General features: G+C 61.3%; 18 protein-coding genes. 9 read left to right on the plus strand and 9 right to left on the minus strand.

From position 1 onward, the window contains the following. The first annotated feature begins 2 nt into the window (after positions 1-2). Positions 3-851, plus strand: a complete 849-nt coding sequence (locus DOM58_RS16440) for a formate/nitrite transporter family protein (RefSeq protein ID WP_075561665.1) — start codon at positions 3-5, stop codon at positions 849-851. A gap of 92 nt (positions 852-943) precedes the next feature. Here DOM58_RS16440 and DOM58_RS16445 read toward each other — a convergent pair whose 3' ends face one another. Then, the gene (locus tag DOM58_RS16445; protein ID WP_110693778.1) at positions 944-2644 is read right to left on the minus strand and encodes a 2-isopropylmalate synthase; all 1701 of its coding nucleotides are present in this window, start codon (positions 2642-2644) and stop codon (positions 944-946) included. A 234-nt stretch (positions 2645-2878) separates the two neighbouring features. On the opposite strand from DOM58_RS16445, the gene DOM58_RS16450 reads away from it, so the two are divergent. From DOM58_RS16450 to DOM58_RS16465, 4 genes are all read left to right on the plus strand, one after another. Continuing rightward, positions 2879-3364 (plus strand): Lrp/AsnC family transcriptional regulator, encoded by a 486-nt coding sequence (locus DOM58_RS16450; RefSeq protein ID WP_110693779.1) that lies wholly within the window; start codon positions 2879-2881, stop codon positions 3362-3364. Positions 3365-3484: 120 nt separating this feature from the next. Continuing rightward, positions 3485-4000 (plus strand): invasion associated locus B family protein, encoded by a 516-nt coding sequence (locus DOM58_RS16455; protein ID WP_110693780.1) that lies wholly within the window; start codon positions 3485-3487, stop codon positions 3998-4000. Between the two features lie 214 nt (positions 4001-4214). Continuing rightward, complete coding sequence (locus tag DOM58_RS16460) at positions 4215-5192, plus strand: tripartite tricarboxylate transporter substrate binding protein (protein ID WP_188113830.1); 978 nt, start codon at positions 4215-4217, stop codon at positions 5190-5192. Positions 5193-5357: 165 nt separating this feature from the next. After that, positions 5358-6200 (plus strand): HpcH/HpaI aldolase family protein, encoded by an 843-nt coding sequence (locus tag DOM58_RS16465; protein WP_110693782.1) that lies wholly within the window; start codon positions 5358-5360, stop codon positions 6198-6200. Between the two features lie 91 nt (positions 6201-6291). On the opposite strand, the gene DOM58_RS16470 is transcribed toward DOM58_RS16465, so the two are convergent. Continuing rightward, complete coding sequence (locus tag DOM58_RS16470; protein ID WP_075561660.1) at positions 6292-6495, minus strand: putative motility protein; 204 nt, start codon at positions 6493-6495, stop codon at positions 6292-6294. 212 nt (positions 6496-6707) lie between these two features. Here DOM58_RS16470 and DOM58_RS16475 point away from each other — a divergent pair, with 212 nt between their 5' ends. The 4 genes from DOM58_RS16475 to aldA all read left to right on the plus strand — a co-directional run bounded on the left by DOM58_RS16475 (position 6708) and on the right by aldA (position 10318). Then, positions 6708-7316, plus strand: a complete 609-nt coding sequence (locus DOM58_RS16475) for a hypothetical protein (RefSeq protein WP_110693783.1) — start codon at positions 6708-6710, stop codon at positions 7314-7316. 109 nt (positions 7317-7425) lie between these two features. Further along, positions 7426-8274 (plus strand): deoxyribonuclease IV, encoded by an 849-nt coding sequence (gene nfo, locus DOM58_RS16480; RefSeq protein ID WP_110693784.1) that lies wholly within the window; start codon positions 7426-7428, stop codon positions 8272-8274. 103 nt (positions 8275-8377) lie between these two features. Further along, on the plus strand, positions 8378-8665 hold the full coding sequence (locus DOM58_RS16485) for a hypothetical protein (RefSeq protein ID WP_075561657.1): 288 nt from the start codon (positions 8378-8380) through the stop codon (positions 8663-8665). A gap of 177 nt (positions 8666-8842) precedes the next feature. Continuing rightward, positions 8843-10318, plus strand: a complete 1476-nt coding sequence (gene aldA / locus DOM58_RS16490; protein ID WP_110693785.1) for an aldehyde dehydrogenase — start codon at positions 8843-8845, stop codon at positions 10316-10318. 111 nt (positions 10319-10429) lie between these two features. On the opposite strand, the gene DOM58_RS16495 is transcribed toward aldA, so the two are convergent. From DOM58_RS16495 to DOM58_RS16525, 7 genes are all read right to left on the minus strand, one after another. After that, entirely contained in the window at positions 10430-11629 is a 1200-nt protein-coding gene (locus tag DOM58_RS16495) for an MFS transporter (protein ID WP_110693786.1), read from the minus strand. Between the two features lie 49 nt (positions 11630-11678). Further along, positions 11679-12563 carry a LysR family transcriptional regulator gene (locus tag DOM58_RS16500; protein WP_110693787.1) on the minus strand — a complete coding sequence of 295 codons (885 nt, stop codon included), beginning with the start codon at positions 12561-12563 and terminating at the stop codon, positions 11679-11681. A gap of 39 nt (positions 12564-12602) precedes the next feature. Beyond that, positions 12603-13094: a pyridoxamine 5'-phosphate oxidase family protein gene (locus DOM58_RS16505; protein ID WP_157957571.1), complete on the minus strand. Its 492-nt coding sequence runs from the start codon at positions 13092-13094 to the stop codon at positions 12603-12605. A 319-nt stretch (positions 13095-13413) separates the two neighbouring features. Then, positions 13414-16080, minus strand: a complete 2667-nt coding sequence (pepN, locus tag DOM58_RS16510) for an aminopeptidase N (RefSeq protein WP_110693789.1) — start codon at positions 16078-16080, stop codon at positions 13414-13416. 241 nt (positions 16081-16321) lie between these two features. After that, complete coding sequence (locus DOM58_RS16515; RefSeq protein WP_342588596.1) at positions 16322-16732, minus strand: YbaN family protein; 411 nt, start codon at positions 16730-16732, stop codon at positions 16322-16324. A gap of 251 nt (positions 16733-16983) precedes the next feature. Continuing rightward, on the minus strand, positions 16984-17778 hold the full coding sequence (locus DOM58_RS16520; protein ID WP_245392315.1) for a helix-turn-helix transcriptional regulator: 795 nt from the start codon (positions 17776-17778) through the stop codon (positions 16984-16986). A gap of 236 nt (positions 17779-18014) precedes the next feature. After that, on the minus strand, positions 18015-19298 hold the full coding sequence (locus tag DOM58_RS16525) for a benzoate/H(+) symporter BenE family transporter (RefSeq protein ID WP_110693791.1): 1284 nt from the start codon (positions 19296-19298) through the stop codon (positions 18015-18017). Positions 19299-19363: the final 65 nt, after the last annotated feature.

Consider the following 19363-nt stretch of genomic DNA (forward strand, 5'->3'; position numbering starts at 1 on the left):
GCTTGAGTAAACACCACAGCCTCACCCCGCCCAGCCGCGTCAGAGAGGAGGAGGACGAACACGATCTCCAGCTCAATGGCGAAGATCTACCCTCGAAAGCGGCGGCCGTACACGAATCCATTCGCGAGGAAGGCGAAAAGGAGTTGAGCCGCACCGTGTCGGCACTGCTCTGGTCTGCCATCGCCGCCGGCCTATCGATGAGCTTTTCGATGCTGGCGAAAGGCCTGCTGCATGCGCGTCTACCGGATAGCGATATCGGGTTTCTGGTCGAATCACTGGGCTACACGGTAGGCTTTCTAGTGGTGATCATGGCCCGTCAGCAGCTCTTTACCGAGAACACCGTTACCGCGGTACTGCCCGTGATGAGCCAACCGCGGTTCGGTAAATTCGTCTGCCTGCTTCGCCTGTGGGGGGTCGTGCTGATCGGCAATCTGGTCGGCGTCGCGGTTTCGGCATGGGCGATTCTGGCCCTGCCGATCTTCTCGATGCAGACCCATGAGGCATTTCTCTCTCTGGGCGAACACATCCTCGAGAACACGCCGATGCAGATGTTCTCGAAGGGTATCGTGGCCGGCTGGATGATCGCGACCATGGTCTGGCTGCTGCCGAGTGCGGGCAGCGCCAAGATCTGGGTGATTCTGATCGTGACCTACCTCGTCGCCATCGGCGGATTCACGCATATCATCGTCGGCTCGACCGAAGTGATGTATCTGGTCTTCTCCGGTCACGCGAGCTGGGCGGAATATCTGTTCCGATTCGGCCTGCCGACGCTACTCGGCAACCTCGTCGGCGGCACTTTCATCTTCGCCCTGATCAGCCACGCCCAGATCCGCAGCGATAGCGACAACTGATGGCCGTTGGTCGACGACAATGACAAAGGGAAAATGCAGTCGGGGCGCCCAATGGGCGCCCCGTCTGCGTTTCCGCCAAGCCTGATGAGCCGTTACAGCGCTCGCGCCGCTTCGCGTGCCTCGCTCGGCTCGGCAGTCGTCGCCAGGTTGATCCCGGCAATCAGTGCCTTCAGCGAGGCACTGACGGTGTCGCTGTCCTCGGCCACGGCGCACACACGCTGCCCGTCGACGTTGAGCTGGACGAAGGCGATGGCATTGGCCTCGCTGTCACCTCCCAGTGAATGCTCTGCGTAGTCGACGATACCGACGCTGATGCCGGAATGCTTCTGCCACGCATCGGTAAACGACGACATCGCGCCGTTACCCTTGCCCGAGAGCCGCAGCGTCTCGGCCCCTTGCCAAAGGGTTACTTCGATCCCCTCGTCCTGGCCCTTGGACAAGCGATAGTCCGCCAGCGACAACGGCGCTTCACAGGTGAAGTGATCGAACATCACCTGGCGAATCATCTCGCTGGAAAGCTCGCTGGCCCGCGTCTCGCTTTCCTGCTGCACGTAAGGTGCCAGCGCCAGCATCATCCAGCGCGGCAGGCTGATGCCGTAATCGCGCTCGAGCAGGAATGCCATGCCGCCCTTGCCGGACTGACTGTTGACCCGAATGACCGCCTGATAGTCGCGACCGATGTCGTGCGGATCGATGGGCAGGTAGGCGACCTGCCAGGGTTCGTCCGGCTGCTGATGCTTGAGCGACTTGCGAATCGCATCCTGATGGCTGCCCGAAAAAGCGGTGTAGACCATCTCGCCGACCCACGGGTGGCGCGGATGAATCGGGATGTTGGTGCACTCATTGACCACTTCGATGATCTCGTCCGGCCGCGACAGATCGAGCTCCGGATCGATGCCCTGGCTATAGAGGTTCATCGCCAGCGTGACGATATCCATGTTGCCGGTACGCTCGCCGTTGCCCAGCAGCGTGCCCTCGACGCGCTCCGCGCCGGCCAGCAGCGCCAGTTCCGCGGAGGCCACCGCACCGCCACGATCATTGTGGGTATGGATCGAGATGATGACGCTGTCGCGATTCTTGATGTGCTGGCAGAAGTATTCGATCTGATCGGCGTGATGATGCGGCCCCGCCACCTCGACCGTGGTCGGCAGGTTGAGGATGCACTTGTTGGTCGGCGTCGGCTGCCATACGTCCATGACCGCTTCGCAGATCCGCAACGAGAAGTCGATCTCGGTGCTGGAGAAGCTCTCGGGGGTATATTCGAAGCGCCACTCCACCTCCGGATAACGCTCGGAATAGGTCTTGACCCAGGTCGCGCCCTGTACCGCGATATCGACGATGCCGTCGCGGTCCATCTCGAACACCCGTTCGCGCTGCACGGTCGATGTGGAGTTGTAGAGATGAACGATGGCGCGCTTGGCGCCGACCAGCGATTCGAAAGTCTTTTCGATCAGGTGTTCCCGGCACTGCACCAGTACGGCGATGGTGACGTCGTCGGGGATCTGGCCATCATCGATCAGCCAACGCACGAAGTCATAATCGGGCTGGCTCGCCGACGGGAACCCGACCATCACTTCCTTGATCCCGACCTTGACGATCTGGTGCCAGAAGCGCTTTTTCTGATCCACGCTCATCGGCTCCAGTAGCGCCTGGTTGCCATCGCGCAGGTCTTCGCTGACCCAGATCGGTGCGTGATCGAGATCGCGGTCCGGCCATTGGCGATCGAAGGCGGGTACGCGGGGCGCTGGACGGTATTTTCTATGATCAAAGGCGCGATGATCGGAAGCAGACATGGTGAAATTCCTGAAGGTGAAGAATTCGGCGCGTTTCGACCGCTGATGGCAGTCCGGTCGTCGTGCCGCAAGGGGGATATCCCTGCGGATGGCTCCGCTGCTCGTGGCGGCGGCTCTGGACGACAGCCACAGTGTAAAACGTTTCCTGCGGCAGTTTATTGCGAAAGAAAGCGCCAACCGAAGTATATTGGCATAAAATTGCTGAAAATATTCTATTTAAGGCAGAAATTACCCATGACCACGCCGGCGCCGCTAGTCCTGGATCGATACGATCGACGCATACTCGAACTCCTCCAGCAGGAGGGGCGTATCAGCAATCAGGAACTGGCCGACCGTATCGGCCTTTCGCCCTCCCCCTGCCTGCGACGCGTCAGGGCGCTGGAAGAGAACGGCCTGATCGTGCGATATCGCGCCGATGTCGACGCGCGTCATCTGGGTTACCAGCTGATGGCGCTACTGCATATTTCGATGGATCTTCACACCCCGGAGCGCTTCGACAACTTCGAGCGCCACATTCGAGAAGTGCCCAATGTCATCGAGTGCCTGATCATCACCGGTCAGGCGGCGGACTTCCAGCTCAAGATTCTGGTGCGCGACATGGATGACTATCAGCATCTACTTCTGCACGTCATCAACCGCATCGAGGGCGTCACCGGCGCCCATACCAGTTTCGTTCTGCGGCGCGTGTTCGAGAATCGCGGCGTGCCGGTGGAGCTCTGACTCCGTATCTGCCCCTGAATGGCAGAAGTGCCCTTGAAGCGCAGAGGTGTCCCGCGCCGCGCGAATTAGGCCATACTCATGCATGACGACGCCCGACCGATCACAACACAGGAAAATGCAATGTCTCTTCGCCGTACCCTGCTCGCCTGGCTGCTGCCGCTGGCCGCCACCATCCTGACGCCGGCACAGGCTCAGCAGTCGAGCGAACCACAGGTCGATACCGAGCAGTTCCAGTCCTGGGAAGTGCGCTGTCCCAAGGGCGGTGAGCGCCAGAGCTGCGTGATGAGCCAGATGGTCAGCAACCCGGACAGCGACGACTCGCTGATGCGCGCCATGGTCGGCCTTCCGGCCCAGGCCGACGGTCCGGTCATGGTCTTCCTTCTGCCGCTAGGCGTGCGTCTGGCGCCGGGTATCCAGCTTCAGGTGGACGACAACGAACCGGTGGGCATGCCCTATCAGGTCTGCCTGCAACAAGGCTGCCGCGCTAATCTGGCGCTGTCGCCGCAGCTGCTCGCTCAGCTGCGCGGCGGCAACAAGGCCACGGTCAGCGTCATCGCCCCCGACGGCAAGCGGCTCGACATGGACCTGTCGCTGATGGGCTTCACCAGCGCCAGCCAGCGAATCGCCTCGCAGTAAAGGACCCCGCTTCCGCACGCGAGATGTCAGGCCCGGCGCCCTGCGCTGGGCCGCATCGGCGGGCCGATCCCGACGGCGTACTGTCGGCGCTGTTCGCCAGCTCCCATTAGACGATTGCGCAATTGTCGGGCCGTGATGTCTGAGTTAAGACTTTGCATGCAAAGTTCATCTTCAAGACTCACTTTCAAAGACAAGCATGCCCAGCGAGGTCATCATGAAACGATCCAGCGCGCCCCGTCATCTCAGCCTGCTGTTGTCCGCCGCCGTTCTGGCCTCGCCACTGGCATGGGCGGATTATCCCGAAAAGCCGATCACCCTGATCGTGCCCTGGGCGGCAGGCGGCGGTACCGATGCAACCGCCCGCATCATCGCCTCCTCGCTGGAGGAGCAGCTCGGCCAGACGATCAACGTCCAGAACCGAACCGGTGGCAGTGGCGTCGTCGGCCATACCGCGATCGCCAACGCCAAACCGGACGGTTACACCCTGGGCCTGGCGACCGTCGAAGTCGCGATGATGCACTGGCAAGGGCTGACCGACCTGACCTATCAGGATTTCACGCCGATCGCGCAGATCAACTTCGACTCCGCCAGTCTCTCGGTCGCTGACGACTCGGCGTTCAAGGATCTCGAAGACTTCGTCACCAAGGTCAAGGACAACCCGCAAGGCACCTATACGGCGTCCGGTACCGGCCTGGGCGGCATCTGGCACGTGGCACTCAACGGTTTTCTGATGGACCAGAACATTGCCGCCGGGAAGATTACCTGGATTCCCAGCCAGGGTTCGGCGCCGGCCATGACCGAGCTGGCGTCCGACAGTATTGACCTGGTGGCATCTTCACTGCCGGAAGCCAGGTCGATGATCGACGCCGGAGAACTTCACAGCCTCGGCGTCATGACCCCCGAAAGACTCGAAGGCTTTCCCGATATCCCCACCTTCAAGGAGCAGATCGGGAGTGATTTCACGCTCGGCGCCTGGCGTGGCATTGTCGGACCCAAAGGAATGGATGAAGACGTGGTGGCAACGCTGGAGGACGCCCTCAAGAAAGCCTACGACAGCGACGCCTATCAGAACTTCATGGCCAAACAGGGTTACGGCGTGGTGTGGCGAGACGCCGATGACTTCGCGCAGTTGATGGCCGAAGACGACGAGAAGTTCGGCAAGATCATGGGCGAGATGGGGCTGACGAACTAGATCGCTAGCGCGACATGGGCATGAGTGAAACCGACAACCCTGGAATAGGTTTTTTCTCGAGGATAGGATTTATCCCCAGGATAATGTCTGTTCCATCCGGGCCGGCGCAGCAAATGCCCGGTCCTTCTTGTGTCTTTTCCCCAGCCACGACAGGAAGCCGTAGCCATGCAACTGCCAGAGAACCCATTCAAACGCTCGCTCGATGGCAATACACGCTATGGCTGCTGGGCCGGCTTCGGTACCGGCTACGCGACCGAGATTCTTGCCACCACCGGCTTTGACTGGCTGCTGATCGACGGCGAACATGCGCCCAATACGGTGCCTTCCGTACTGGCCCAGTTGCAGGCTATCGCTCCCTATGCGATCGCCCCCGATACCATCACCCCCAATACCATCACGACCTATGCCTGCGCCCCGGTGGTGCGAACCGTCAACCACGACCCGGCACTGATCAAGCAGCTACTCGATATCGGCGCCCAGACGTTGATGATTCCCATGGTCGACACGGCCGAGCAGGCGGCGAAGCTGGTGGCGGCGACCCGCTATCCGCCTCACGGTTTCCGGGGTGTCGGCGGCGGTCTGACCCGGGCGACGCGCTGGGACAGCGTCGAGGATTACCTGGCACGCGCCCATGAAGAACTCTGTCTGGTGGTGCAGGTGGAATCTCAGAGCGGCGTCGATAACGCCGAAGCGATCGCGGCCACCGAGGGTGTCGATGCCGTCTTCGTGGGCCCGGTGGATCTCTCCACCGGTGTCGGTCACGCCGGCAACCCCAACCATCCGGACGTGCAAAAGATGATTCGTCACACGCTCGAGGTCACCCATGCCGCCGGCAAGGCGGCCGGCATCCTCGCGCCCGCCGAGGTGGATGCCAAACGGTATGCCGAATGGGGGTTCGATTTCATCGCCGTCGGCATCGATATCAGCCTGCTGCACCAGGCCGCCATCGAAACGATTTCCCGCTACAAGCCGGACACGCCCAAGCCCAGGTCGAGCCTGGGATATTGAAGCAGCGAGAGGCATGATCGCCCCGTGACGTCGGATAAAAAACGCGCTCCGTGGAGCGCGTTCGCTATCCGCCTTATCAACCGATCAACCTTCACGCATAGGTGTTGATCTGCGTTCCCACACTACCGGACGAGGCCAGCTCGGCTGTCGGTGCCACGGAAGACATCAACTGCTCGATGTGCGAGGCCTGCCCATCGAGAGACTTCTTCAGCAGGCTGTTCTGCGCTTCCTGGCCCTGATTGAAGTTCTGCAGCGCCAACGCTGTGCCGACGGCGGCATTGACTGCGGTATCCATCGCAAACTCCTTGATCTGAAGGAAGGTGATGCGTCTATCTGTCTTAGGTTTTTTTCGATCTTTCGGTCCATCCACTCGGCTATCGGCTGATCCGGGCATCAACTTTAGCCATCGATGATCGACATGATCCGATAGACGATGGCCGCCGCACCGGAAGCGCGCTGATCTATCGGCTACGCTTGGCCGTGGGATTTCACACCAAGGAAAGTTCGATGCTCAAGCTACTGCCCACGACCGCGCTCGCATTGTTGACCGTCACCGCCTTGAGCGCCTGCCAGCAACACGACTCCCCGACTCAGGCTGACGGCGTCTCGAACCAGACATTCCACGCCGCGGATTATCCGCTGAGCGTGACATATGACGCCGAGTTGACGCGTGTCGATGGCGAGGCGTCCAGCTACTTCGACAACGGTGGCTGGCAACTCGAAGATGACGCACCCGGCGATCGATTGATCCTGTTGAAGCTGCCCGAGTCCGACGAGATCACCACGGCGCTATGGCGCCTCGGGGCGAGCGATGACGCGAGCGCCGTCGACCATTGCCTGACCGTGCCGGCCAACGCCCAGGCGATGTCGTCGAAAACGATCATCGGCGGGAAAGCCTTCAGCGGATTCACCCTCGGCGACGCGGGCATGAGTCACTTCCAGAACGCCGAGGGCTATCGCGCCATGATCGATGGCCGCTGCTACGCCATCGACCTGATCGTCCAGGGCACCAACGGCGAAGTCTACGACCCGCCGCGCAAGGCTCCGTTTTCCGTGGATGACGCCATGAGTCGGCTGCGCTCGATCAATGACGGGGTCTCGTTCGACCGCGAATGAGGCTTATGCGGGATCGGGTGTCGCGTTTAGCCGGCCTGGCGCAGCCGCGGGACACCGCCATGAAGGGGCTGGTAAACTGCGAGCGCTCGTTCCAAGGATTGAATCACCCATGAAGACCATCGGAGCCCACGTCAGCGCCGCAGGCGGTGTCGATCAGGCAGTGAGTCGCGCCACCGAAATCGGTGCCAACGCCTTTGCCCTGTTCACCAAGAATCAGCGCCAATGGAACGCCAAGCCGTTGGAAGAGACCACGATAGAGGCGTTCAAGACGGCCTGTCGCGAGCAGGGATTCGGCCCGGACCAGATCCTTCCTCACGACAGTTACCTGATCAATCTGGGTCATCCGGAAGCCGACGGGCTGGCCAAATCTCGGGCCGCGTTCCTCGATGAGTGCCAGCGCTGCGAACAGCTGGGACTGACACTGCTCAACTTCCATCCCGGCAGTCATCTCAAGAAGATCAGCGAACGCGACTGCCTGGCGCGAATCGCGGAGTCGATCAACGAGGCACACGCGGCCACTCATTCCGTCGTCGCCGTGATCGAAAACACGGCCGGGCAAGGCTCCAATCTCGGTTTTCGCTTCGAACAGCTGGCCGAGATCATCGAACAGGTGGACGACAAGAATCGCGTCGGCGCCTGCATCGATACCTGCCACGCCTTCGCCGCCGGCTACGATCTGCGCACCGAAGCCGCCGCCGTCGCCATGCTCGATGAATTCGAGCGTATCGTCGGCATCCGATATCTGCGTGGCATGCATCTCAACGATGCCAAGAGCGAATTCGGCAGTCGCGTCGATCGTCATCACAGCCTGGGCAAGGGCAATATCGGACTCCCCGGATTCACCGCCTTGATGCGCGACAGCCGCACCGACGGCATCCCGCTGATTCTCGAAACCGTCGAGCCGGCCATCTGGCCCCAGGAGATCCAGTGGCTGCGCGATCAGCAGTCCACCGACTGAGCGTGCCCTATCTGATTCCCAAACCCGAGTCTCGAACTCGCTTTCCAGGCCTGGCCCGCGAAAGCTGGCTCTGACACCACTAAGCTCCAAGGAACTGCTCGACATGGATGGATTCTTCAACTGGCTCGGCGAAGCGATCGGTAACGTGATTCGTACCGTGGTCAATGGTCTGCATGCCGTCTTCGGCAATCTATGGCAGGCAATCGACGGTTTCGTCGACGGTTTGACCGGTTCGCTCGGCATCAACGACTCGATCTTCAGCATCGTCGTCCTGGTGATTGGCGTATTGCTGCTGCTCAACGGCATCCGGTCGCTGATTCGGGGCGGCGTCGTCGGCGGTATCGTCTGGCTGCTGCTCGGCCTGCTGATACTCAGCTGGCTGATCCGCTGAGCTGAATATCCGCGACTCGCGAGCTATTGCCCATTCCTGTTTGATCGGCGATCCAAACTTGTCATCGCTGGCCTCGTCTACCACCTTGAAGTCACAGGGCCGCATTGATTAGCGGCCTATCGACGGCAAGCCCTGCCGTCCTTCCTCTCGAGGAAACAGGCCAAGGAGGCAAAATCGATGAGTCAGTCACTCAAATCGCAGCAAAACGGCGTCGACGTTTACAACCAGTTCATTGGCGGCCAGTGGCTTACCGGCGACGGCGAGCTGCTGGACGTGCTCAACCCGGCGACCGGCGACGTCATCGCCCGCGCCCAGCTGGCCGATGAAAAACTCGCGGATCAGGCACTTCAGGCCGCCCAGAAGGCGTTTCCGGCCTGGTCGCGCAAGACCGCCGTCGAGCGCGCCGATTATCTTTATCGCCTGGTCGAACTGCTTCAGGAAAACCGCGAGCGCCTGGCTCGCCTGATCACCACCGAACAGGGCAAGCCGCTGTCGGAGGCGGATGCCGACGTCGGGATGTGCTGCGACCTGATTCGCTTTGCGGCGGAGAACACCCGGCGGCTCGAGGGCGACATCATCCCCGCGGATGATCCCGACGAGCAGATCTGGATCCAGAAAGTGCCGCATGGCGTGGTCGTGGGCATCACCGCCTGGAACTTCCCCGCGGCGCTGATCGGGCGCAAGCTCGGGCCGGCGCTGGCTGCGGGCAACACCATCGTGCTCAAGCCATCCGAAGAGACGCCGCTGACGGCGCTGGAGATCGTCGAGCTGGCGCGCCAGGCAGGCATTCCCGATGGCGTGGTTAATCTGGTCAACGGCCGCGGACGCGAGATCGGCAATCACCTGATCACCAGCCCGATCACCCAACTGGTGAGCATGACCGGTAGCGTGCGCGGTGGCCGCGAGATCAACAAGGCCGCCGCCGAGCATCTCAAGATCGTAAGGCTCGAGCTGGGCGGCAAGGCGCCGTTCATCGTTATGGACGACGCCGATCTCGACCCGGCCGTCGATGCCGCCATCGCCTCGCGCTACAACAACTGCGGACAGGTCTGTACCTGCAACGAACGCATGTACGTGCAGTCAGGCATCTACGATCGCTTCCTGGAGCGTTTCAAGCAGCGTGTCGAGGCGCTCAAGGTCGGCAACCCGCTGACCGACAAGGACGTCGACATGGGGCCGAAGATCAACGCCGCCGAACTCGACAAGATTCACGACATGGTCGAACACGCCCAGAGCCAGGGCGCGACGCTGTTGACCGGCGGCAAACGTCTGACCGGCGGCGACTACGACAAGGGCAACTACTATGCCCCGACGATCCTCACCAATGTCGACAACGACATGGATATCATGAAAGACGAGATCTTCGGTCCGGTGGCGCCGATCATGAAAGTGGACAGTTTCGAGCAGGCGATGGAGTACGCCAACGCTTCGGAATACGGCCTATCCGCCTATGTGTTCACCCAGAACGTGAAGCAGCTGATGGCGCTGACTCGCGAGCTCGACTTCGGCGAAATCTACGTCAACCGTGGCGGCGGCGAGTCGGTTCAGGGCTTCCACAAGGGCTACCGCAACAGCGGGCTGGGCGGCGAAGACGGCAAGTACGGCCTCGAAGCCTACGTCAAGAGCAAGACGATGTACGTGCACTATTCATAACGTCCACGTCCACCACGTACGACGCATCATGCACTATGCGTGACAGTCTGGTTCAGCTTCACATTCCAGCCAAGCAACGGGCCGCCAATGGCGGCCCGTTTTCGTTGGCGGCTACTGCTGATTCCACGACGGCAGCACGTGGTCACGATAACACCACACGATGAGCACACCGGCGACGAGCATGACGAGCGCCACCGCCAGGAGTATCGATCCCGTCGCCCACAAGCCGGCCGTCACACTCACGATCAGCCCACCGAGCGGCTGGGTAAGATTGTTGAGCATTACCACCAGACCGGTCGTCTTGCCGAAGTCTTCCGGCGGAATGACCCGACGGCGCAGGCTGCGAATCGACACGCTGAACATCTTGTCGAAGCCCACCACCAGCAGGAATCCCAGCGCGTAGAGCCAGGACATGGCGGTCACGCTTACCATCAGCCCGCCCAGCGCCATCGCCGTATACGCCACCAGCCCCAGCCGATCCGCCGGAATCAGCGATCTTGCAGTGAACAGCAGCACCAGGACAGTGGCCAGCGCGCCGCCGGCCTGCAAGGCACCGTAGTAGATTTCGCCATGGCCCTGAACGCCGGTGACTACCGCCGGCGCCGTTGCCAGCAGCGTCCCCAGCAGCAGATTGACGGCCATCGCCAGCCCGATCGATGCCGGCAAAGCGGGACTGGTTCTCAGGTGACGGCCAGCGATCAACAGCGCCCGATACCCGTTGGGCGAAGCCGATCGTGGTACCGGAAGCTCGGGCCGGGCCACACGTTGCCATCGCCACACCGTGATATCGCTCAGCAAAAACCCGAGCGCGATGACCACTACCACCACTTCCCATTCAAGCTGGGCCAACAGCGCTGCCGCGAACACCGGGCCAAGTACCGTGCCCAACTGATCGAACAGCTGGGCGTGGGAGATCAGCCTTTCGTAGCGCGCCGAACCGAACGCCTGCACCAATAGCATTTCTCGCGCCATCACGCCCTGGGTCGACAGCACGCCGACCACGGCCGACAGCCCGATCAGCCACGCCACATGGGGCAGTGCCAGATATCCCAGGATCGCGACCACGCAGGTGGCCATGCGCCAGCGCTGACTCAGCCGCAGCAGAAGATCGTTACGATGGCGATCGCAAAGCTGGCCGCACAGCGGGAATGCCACGAAGCGCGGCAGGGTCTCGAAGAAGAACGCCAGACCCGACCAGGCGACGCTGCCGGTGAGCTGATAGATCACCAGCGGCACCAGGAACAGCAGCATCTGGTCGGCCAGTCGCGACAGCAGCAGCGACACGAAGAAGTGGTGGTTGGAAGATTTCATTTCTCCCGCAGCCTCGCCTGAATGACCGGAAATGTCGAGAGTTCCTCGGTCATCGCCCCAGACCCGCCCCTGACAGATGGCTCAGGAACTGACTGAACGCCGGCGTCTCATAACCTTTGCGCCAGGCCAGCTGAGTCTTCACGCGGCACAGCGGCGTCACATCGAGCGACTCGGGTATCTTCATGGTGTCGAGAACGCTCTCCGGCAGCACCGTCACGCAACGGCCGGTGCTGGCGAGGGCCACCATCACGTGATACGAGGATGTCTCCTGGATAGTCCAGTCATCGCTTTCCGGCAAATTCAAGGTCTCTTCCGCGATACGCCGGTAGGTGCAACCCGGAGGAAAAGCCGCCAGCGTTCTCAGCGTAGAATCCTGCAGGTCGGCAATCCCCTTCGGCGACAGCAGTAACAGTGACTCCTCCCAGGCATCCTGGAACACGAGATCGAGAACCTCCAACCGATCCGACCATTCACTGCCGAGAAACGACGGCGGGATCGCCAGGAATGCGCAGTCGATTCGCCCCGAACGAACATCGTCCATCAGCGTCATCGAGGGCCCGGTCCGGAGCTCCAGGCGCACCTCGGGGAATGCCTTATCGAAGCTCGCCAGACAGTCCGGCAGGCGACTGGCGGCAGTCGCTTCCATGCTCCCGATGCGGATCGTGCCGGGCGCTCGACCGCCGGTCACCACGTGCATCGATTCGGCACGCAGCGCGAGCAGCTTCTCGGCATAGTCGAGAAACATCTCGCCCGCGTGCGACAGCGAGATCCGCTTGCCGGTGCGTACCAGTAGATCGACACCGAGGCTCGCCTCCAGCTTCTGCAGCTTGGTCGTCACGTTCGAGGGGCTCTTGCCCAGGCGCCTCGCGGCACCGGTCACGCTCAGCTCCCTGGCGACGCAGACGAAAATCCTGAGCGATTCGAAATCATCCATGTCGCCTGCCTCGCCGGGCCGAGTATCGATGCCCGCCCGTCATGTCAGCGCGGCCTTGACGTCCTCGAGAGAGACTTCCGTTCTCATCTTCAGCGTATCCGGCGCCAGCTCTTTCTCCGACAGACTGTTCAGCCAGGCGCGCCTCGGAGTGGCGCGATAGAAACGCTTGATTCCATCGCCCAGAAAGCTCGTCAGATCGACCGTGTCATCGGGGTACAGCAGGCGGAACGCCTTCTCGGCCTCGTCGATATCCGTGACCTCGCCGGCCTCGCACTGCAAATAGATGCCGCGCAGGTTATTCGTCCCTCTGATGCGGGTCGAGTCATAGAACGTGAGAAAAGCCCGGGGATTGGCCGCAATGTTGTGTGAATGCACGGCCTCCTTCCATGAGGACCAGTAGAACGTCAACGCCGAGTCGGGTATGGCCGTCACCGGGGTGTTCCAGGGCACATCGTCCCGGGAGGTCGCGATATTGGCGTAGAGACAATTCGCCAGTAAGTCGGCGCTGCGTTCAGCAAGATCAATGGACATCACGTCACCTTTATTTTCATATCGAGAACGAAAACAATAATTCATTCTCAATAAGAGAACAATAGGGGCGCGCGTGAACGCGAACCGATCATCGAAAGCGTTGCCAGACGATTCGTGTATATCGTTCGTGCGCCGCTCATTCCCCGCTCATGCCTCCGGATACAGGCTGCTCGAAGGCACGAAAAGGCCGCTACGGATAGCGGCCTGGATTCCAGCCAGAGAGCCCTGTCAGACCGTTACACGGAACGGCCCCATGAAACGGTTTCGTAAAGCGGTTCCATAAAACGGTTCCATAAATGCCCTGTGCGCTACGGCACCATCAGGCATCCGCCAGCGCGCGCTCGACCATTTCGAACACATTGGGCGACAGTTTCTCGGCGTGGATACGCTCGAGTTCGGCTTTCATCAACGCCTGACGCGTCTCGTCGAAACGCTGCCAGCGGGTCAGCGGCGTGATGATGCGTGCGGCAATCTCCGGATTGAGGCGATTGAGCTCGATCACCACGTCTGCCAGCAGTTTGTAACCTTCGCCATCGAGGCGATGGAAATTGATCCGGTTCTGGGCAAAGGCACCGACCAGCGCGCGCACCTTGTTGGGATTCTTCATCGAGAACAGCGGATGTCCCATCAGGAAGCGAACGCGTTCGAGCACATCGGCCTGCGGGCGAGTGACCTGGATCGTGAACCACTGATCCATGACCAGCGGATCGTGGGCCCACTTCTCGCCGAACGCCTTGAGCGCCGGCTCGGCCAGATCGGTGCGACCGCTGTGGGCCAGCAGCGTCAGCGCCGCGCGCACATCGGTCATGTTGGCGCCCTGCTCCAGCTGTTGCTGCGTCAGGCTGACGGCCTCGTCGTTCTCGATGCTCATCAGATAGGCGAGTGCGACGTTCTTGAGACGCCGCTGAGCGATCTGCTCCGGTGTTGGCGCGTAGGGCTCGTCGCTCAGATTGTCACGATAGACGGCGAGGAAATCGTCGCGCAGCTGCCAGGCCAGCGACTGACGCACGAACTCCCGCGCGGCGTGAATCGCATCGACATCGACCGTCGGCTGCTGTTCGGCGATATACGCTTCCGACGGCAGCGTCAGCATCTCCGCCAGCACCGCCTTGTCGTCGCCAGGTTCGTTGAGCAGGCTGCGATAGGCCTCGATCAGGCGACTGTCCATCACCTTCTCGACGCCGTTACGGTGCGCCGCGATCAGATCGTCCAGCGCCAGCAGGGTCAGACGCTGGCCAGCGTCCCAGCGGTTGAAACCATCGGTGTCGTGGGTCAGCAGGAACGCCAGTTCCTCCCGCGAATACGGGTAGCGAAGCTTCACCGGCGCGGAGAAACCGCGCAGCAACGACGGCACCGGCGCCTCCTCGACATCGGTGAACACGAAGGTCTGCTCCGCTTCACGCAGATGGATGACCGCGTCCTTGCCCAGCTTCTCGCTCTCGCCGTCTTCACCGCTCAGCGTCAAGGTCAGATCGTGGCCGGATTTGGTCCCGACCAGACCCAGCCGCACCGGAATGTGCAGCGGCAGCTTTTCGTGCTGGCCCGGGGTTGCCGGCGTGCGCTGAGACAGGCGCAGGTGATAGTTGCCCGTGGCGTAATCGTATTCGCCATGGGCATCGATCTCCGGCGTTCCCGCCTGGGAATACCAGCGCATGAACTGATCGAGATCCAGCCCGGATACCTCTGCCATGCAGCCGACGAAATCCTCGATCGTCACTGCCTGACCATCGAAGCGTTCGAAGTAGAGATCGCTGCCACGCCGGAAGTCTTCCCAGCCCAGCAGGTGTCGCAACATGCGCACCACCTCGGCACCCTTCTCGTAGATGGTCAGGGTGTAGAAGTTGGAGATCTCGATGTAGTGATCGGGCCGGATTGGGTGGGCGGTCGGGCCGGCGTCTTCGGCGAACTGCGCGGTGCGGAAGAACGAGACGTCCTCGATCCGCTTGACCGGCGCCGAGTTGACGTCGGCGGAGAAAGTCTGGTCGCGGAAGACGGTGAAGCCTTCCTTCAGCGAGAGCTGGAACCAGTCGCGACAGGTGACGCGATTGCCCGACCAGTTATGAAAATACTCGTGGGCGACGATACCCTCGACCCGCTGGAAGGCCGCATCGGTGGCGGTCTGCGGATGAGTCAGCACCGCCGCCGAATTGAAGATATTGAGCCCCTTGTTCTCCATCGCGCCCATGTTGAAGTCGTTGACGGCGACGATCATGAAACGATCCAGGTCGTACTCGCGACCGTAGGTCTCTTCGTCCCACTGCATCGAACACTTGAGCGACGCCATGGCGTGCTCGGTCTTGTCGAGATTCTCTGCCTCGACCCAGATCTGCAGCAAGACGTCGCGACCACTCATCGTGGTGTAGTGGTCCTCGACTTTTTCCAGGCTGCCTGCAACCAGCGCGAACAGGTAGCTGGGCTTGGGGTGCGGATCTTCCCAGGTCACGAAATGACGGCCGTTGGGCAGCTCGCCCTGCTCCACCGGGTTGCCGTTGGAGAGCAGCACCGGGAGCGACTCGCGATCGCCGATCAGCGTGGTCGAGAAGGTCGCCATCACGTCCGGCCGATCGGGATAAAAGGTGATTCGGCGGAAGCCTTCCGGCTCGCACTGGGTGCAGAACATGCCGTTGGAGCGGTACAGACCTTCCAGCGCGGTATTGGCGTCGGGGTCGATCTCGACTTCGGTATCGAGCAGAAAGCGCTCCGGCACCGTGGGGATGGTCAGCGTCTCGTCGTCGACCGTGAACTCGTCGGCGTCCAGCGTCTGGCCGTCGATCGCGACGCTGATCAGCTTGATCTGCTCACCCGCCAGCTCCAGCGGCAGGCCGGCCCCATTCTCGTTTGGCTCGCGACCAGGGTGACGTTCCACGTGCAAGCGTGCCTTGACCCGGGTGGCAGACGGCTCGAGATCAAAGCTGAGCTCGGTGTGCGTGACGCGGTACGCCGGCGGGAGATAATCCTTGAGATAGGTCGCTTGCATCTCAGACATGGCAACGCTCCTTGCAGAAATGGGTAGGTCGAATCAGCGGAGCGCATCAGAGAACCGAGCCCGGATCACGGGATCGAGTCCGTCGTAATTCATCGATGCCCTTGCCGATCGACGATCGGACACCATTCTACCCGCGTGACCAGCGCAATATCGAATCGCTGACGTGGCTATGGGATAGTCAAGGCTCTGGGTAGCCGTGGCTAGAATGCCAGGAAGGGAAACAGCGGCAGCCGTCGAGAGGTCAACGTCGCTCGGAGGCATCTTCCGACCAGACGCCGCGCACCGGGCACTGCAGGCTAGGTAGCGGGCGCGTCACGATCCAGACCGCGAGCCCGGCAAGACCCACGATCAAGCCGATCTTGAGCGGCCAGTGGGAAACGGTAAAAGCGATGATCGCACACGACACGCTGAGCATGACCACGGCCATGATCTTGGCGTGCTTGGGGATGGCGCGCTCCCGCTCCCAGGACTGGATCGGCGGGCCGAAGCGCGGATGATTGCGAATCCAGTTGGCGAATCGGGGAGAGCCTCGGGAAGCCAGCCAGACCGCCGCCAGCATGAAACACGTGGTCGGCATCACCGGCAGAAAGAGACCGATCACGCCCAGCGCGAAGCTGATGGCGGCCAAGGTGACATAAATGGCATTACGCATGCCGGACATCCCCACTCCGGTGTGTCGATAGCGCCACCCGAGAGCGACGCCAGAACAGGTAGTGTAAACCAGCCCCGGTCACCCGCTCCAATGTCCAGCCATGGAAAAGGCCAATGTCGGCGATAGAAAGACCGACCATTCACATGGCGGCGGTTAATATCGCCCGGCCATCCGGTCTGGGCACGCTGGGGCTGAATCGCGAGACAGCTGCTGCCGCACTCCGCCTATGCTTTCACGCTTCATGTCCCGCTTCAGGGTGAGTAATTATCCATGACGCGCTGATACTGACTCGGCGCCGCACCGATGTGACGACGAAAGAAACGGGTAAAATGCCCCTGCTCGGAGAAGCCCAGCTCCTGAGCCAGATTGCCCAGAGAGCCTTGGCGGTTATCGGCCAGCCACTGAAACGCCGAACTCATACGCCCCATGTTGGCCAGCATCTGGGGGGTCATCCCCGTGGTTTTCTTGAACAGCGAGAAGAAATGCGCGCGTGATAGCCCACACTGGCGAGCAATCAGATCGAGATCCAGCTCTCCCGGCGCGGATTGGAGAATGAGCCCGATGCCTCGTCGTATACGGACATCGTAGAAATCGCCCGCAGTACCCGCCTTCAATCTGGCCAGATGATGCCAATCGGAGTGCTTTTCGACGATCGATATCAAGAGATCGAACAGTAGGCTCTCCATTTTTTCCCGGGGCATCGGCCCAAACCCGAGCATCTCGCCGATCAGGATATCTGCCTGACGACGCATGCGAGGGGTCAGTTCGATACACGGCTGCGCGAAAAAATCGGGGCGAGCGCTGGTCGAGAGATCCGTTTGAAGCGCCGCGAGCCAGCGTGGTTCGATATACAGTGCCAGAATCACACTTTCGGATACGCCGGCCTGGTGGTCGTAATAGTGAGGTTCCCAGGCGTTGACGAGCACGGCGGTGTCATCGGTGAGCGGTAGTCGACGCCCGCGCACCGAGAAATAGGTGTTCTGCCCGGTGGCCTTGATGAGGACGTGACACTCGGAATGGGCATGAGGCACCAGCGGCTCGTCCATATCCAACAAGGCGATTCGTCCGAACCCCCCATGAAAGATTCGATAAGCATTCGACATAGTGCCTCTCGGTCATCCCGATTATGTTGATGGACAACACCCCACAATATCATTTCGAAGCCGATCCAACGGTGGCATTGGACCAAAGATGAAACCGCTCACGAAGCGATGATTACCTGACGTCACGCCATCCCAATCTCGCCAGGCACCACCGCGCCTGCCGTTCACCGATGCACCGCCTAGACCCGGCTGCCGTCGACAGGAGCGTTCCCGCCCGGCGTTGCCGATACGCCATTGACGGGGGCCTCGCGCAATATGGCCGATACTGCGATGCCAGCGACCAACGCCCAGAATGGTGAACTGATTCCCAACAGACTCAATTTGCTCATCGCCACTACCAGGGCCACGAAGGCCCCAATTTGATAACCGGACTGTTTGTTGAAGGCTTGCTGGAAAGCCGCCAGCAGCACACCGATCATCGCCACACCGGCAACACTGGCAATCAACGCCTTGGGCAGCGCCATGATCAGCGGCACCGCACCGCCCGCGAACAACCCGAAGGCGCAAAACAGCACGCCATTGACCAGCGTCGCGCCATAACGCTTTTCACGGTCGGCACCGGCTTGATCGGAGGCGCAGATCGCCGTCATCGGTCCGGCAATGTTGGCGTTGTGCCCGCCGAGCAGCCCGGCCACAATGCCGCCGATGCCGCTGATGATCGTCATCGCGTTGACCGGCGGCCGATATCCCTCGGCTAGCAAGACCCCCGTCGCCTGGGCGTTTTCCGCCCCAAGCACCAGCGCTGCCAGCGGGATCGATATTGCCACGAAGGCATCGAACGAGAAATTCGGCCAGGTGAACTGTGGCGCCACCATCGCGATATCCACGCCGCCGGTCTGGATGGCACCCGTGAAAAAGGCCATCAGAAAGCCCACTACCGCAGCGACCAGTACCGGCGGAACGGACTTCAAAAAGCGTGATGTCAGAAAGAAGGCAACGAGCGCCATTCCGGCAATCAGCGGCGCGGCGCCCACCGAGTCGACGGCCCCGACGCCGAAGCGAATCAACGCCCCGGCGATCATCGCCATGACGATCGGCATGGGCAGCCAGCGCATGATGCGCCCTACCCAGCCGCTGAGGCCCAGCAGAAGCACGATGAGGCCACTTAAGATGAACGCTCCGACCGCCTCGGCGAACGGTATCGTTACCAGCGCGGCGCTCATGATCGCCGCCCCCGGGATGGAATAGGCTCCCGTGATGGGTTGGCGATATCTAAGCGCCATGATCAGGCTGATCAGACCGCCGAGAAAATAGACCGCAAATAGCCACGCCACCGTCTGCCCATTGGTCAAATGTCCCGCGTTCGCCGCACTGATCACGATCAGCGCGGGTCCCGAGCAACCGAACAGCGCTGCAACGATTCCGGTACTGATGGACTTGAAGGAAAGAGCCGAACGCAGGTCTTTCCCCCAATGGATACGGTCTCCTACCGGCAACGCAGCCCGGGTATCTTTTTGAGACATGGCGTGACTCCTCGTTATCGTTTTCTAGTTATCGTGTCGTTGCTGGTGAGCGTTCAGCGGTCGCC

Source organism: Salinicola halophyticus (genome assembly GCF_003206695.1).
Taxonomy (GTDB): Bacteria; Pseudomonadota; Gammaproteobacteria; order Pseudomonadales; family Halomonadaceae; genus Salinicola; species Salinicola halophyticus.

Coding starts and splice junctions, on each gene's coding strand:
- DOM58_RS16445 (WP_110693778.1), bottom strand. CDS start 2,644: ATGTCTGCTTCCGATCATCGCGCCTTTGATCATAGAAAATACCGTCCA.
- DOM58_RS16450 (WP_110693779.1), top strand. CDS start 2,879: ATGACCACGCCGGCGCCGCTAGTCCTGGATCGATACGATCGACGCATA.
- DOM58_RS16455 (WP_110693780.1), top strand. CDS start 3,485: ATGTCTCTTCGCCGTACCCTGCTCGCCTGGCTGCTGCCGCTGGCCGCC.
- DOM58_RS16460 (WP_188113830.1), top strand. CDS start 4,215: ATGAAACGATCCAGCGCGCCCCGTCATCTCAGCCTGCTGTTGTCCGCC.
- DOM58_RS16465 (WP_110693782.1), top strand. CDS start 5,358: ATGCAACTGCCAGAGAACCCATTCAAACGCTCGCTCGATGGCAATACA.
- DOM58_RS16470 (WP_075561660.1), bottom strand. CDS start 6,495: ATGGATACCGCAGTCAATGCCGCCGTCGGCACAGCGTTGGCGCTGCAG.
- DOM58_RS16475 (WP_110693783.1), top strand. CDS start 6,708: ATGCTCAAGCTACTGCCCACGACCGCGCTCGCATTGTTGACCGTCACC.
- nfo (WP_110693784.1), top strand. CDS start 7,426: ATGAAGACCATCGGAGCCCACGTCAGCGCCGCAGGCGGTGTCGATCAG.
- DOM58_RS16485 (WP_075561657.1), top strand. CDS start 8,378: ATGGATGGATTCTTCAACTGGCTCGGCGAAGCGATCGGTAACGTGATT.
- aldA (WP_110693785.1), top strand. CDS start 8,843: ATGAGTCAGTCACTCAAATCGCAGCAAAACGGCGTCGACGTTTACAAC.
- DOM58_RS16495 (WP_110693786.1), bottom strand. CDS start 11,629: ATGAAATCTTCCAACCACCACTTCTTCGTGTCGCTGCTGCTGTCGCGA.
- DOM58_RS16500 (WP_110693787.1), bottom strand. CDS start 12,563: ATGGATGATTTCGAATCGCTCAGGATTTTCGTCTGCGTCGCCAGGGAG.
- DOM58_RS16505 (WP_157957571.1), bottom strand. CDS start 13,094: ATGTCCATTGATCTTGCTGAACGCAGCGCCGACTTACTGGCGAATTGT.
- pepN (WP_110693789.1), bottom strand. CDS start 16,080: ATGTCTGAGATGCAAGCGACCTATCTCAAGGATTATCTCCCGCCGGCG.
- DOM58_RS16515 (WP_342588596.1), bottom strand. CDS start 16,732: ATGCGTAATGCCATTTATGTCACCTTGGCCGCCATCAGCTTCGCGCTG.
- DOM58_RS16520 (WP_245392315.1), bottom strand. CDS start 17,778: ATGGACGAGCCGCTGGTGCCTCATGCCCATTCCGAGTGTCACGTCCTC.
- DOM58_RS16525 (WP_110693791.1), bottom strand. CDS start 19,298: ATGTCTCAAAAAGATACCCGGGCTGCGTTGCCGGTAGGAGACCGTATC.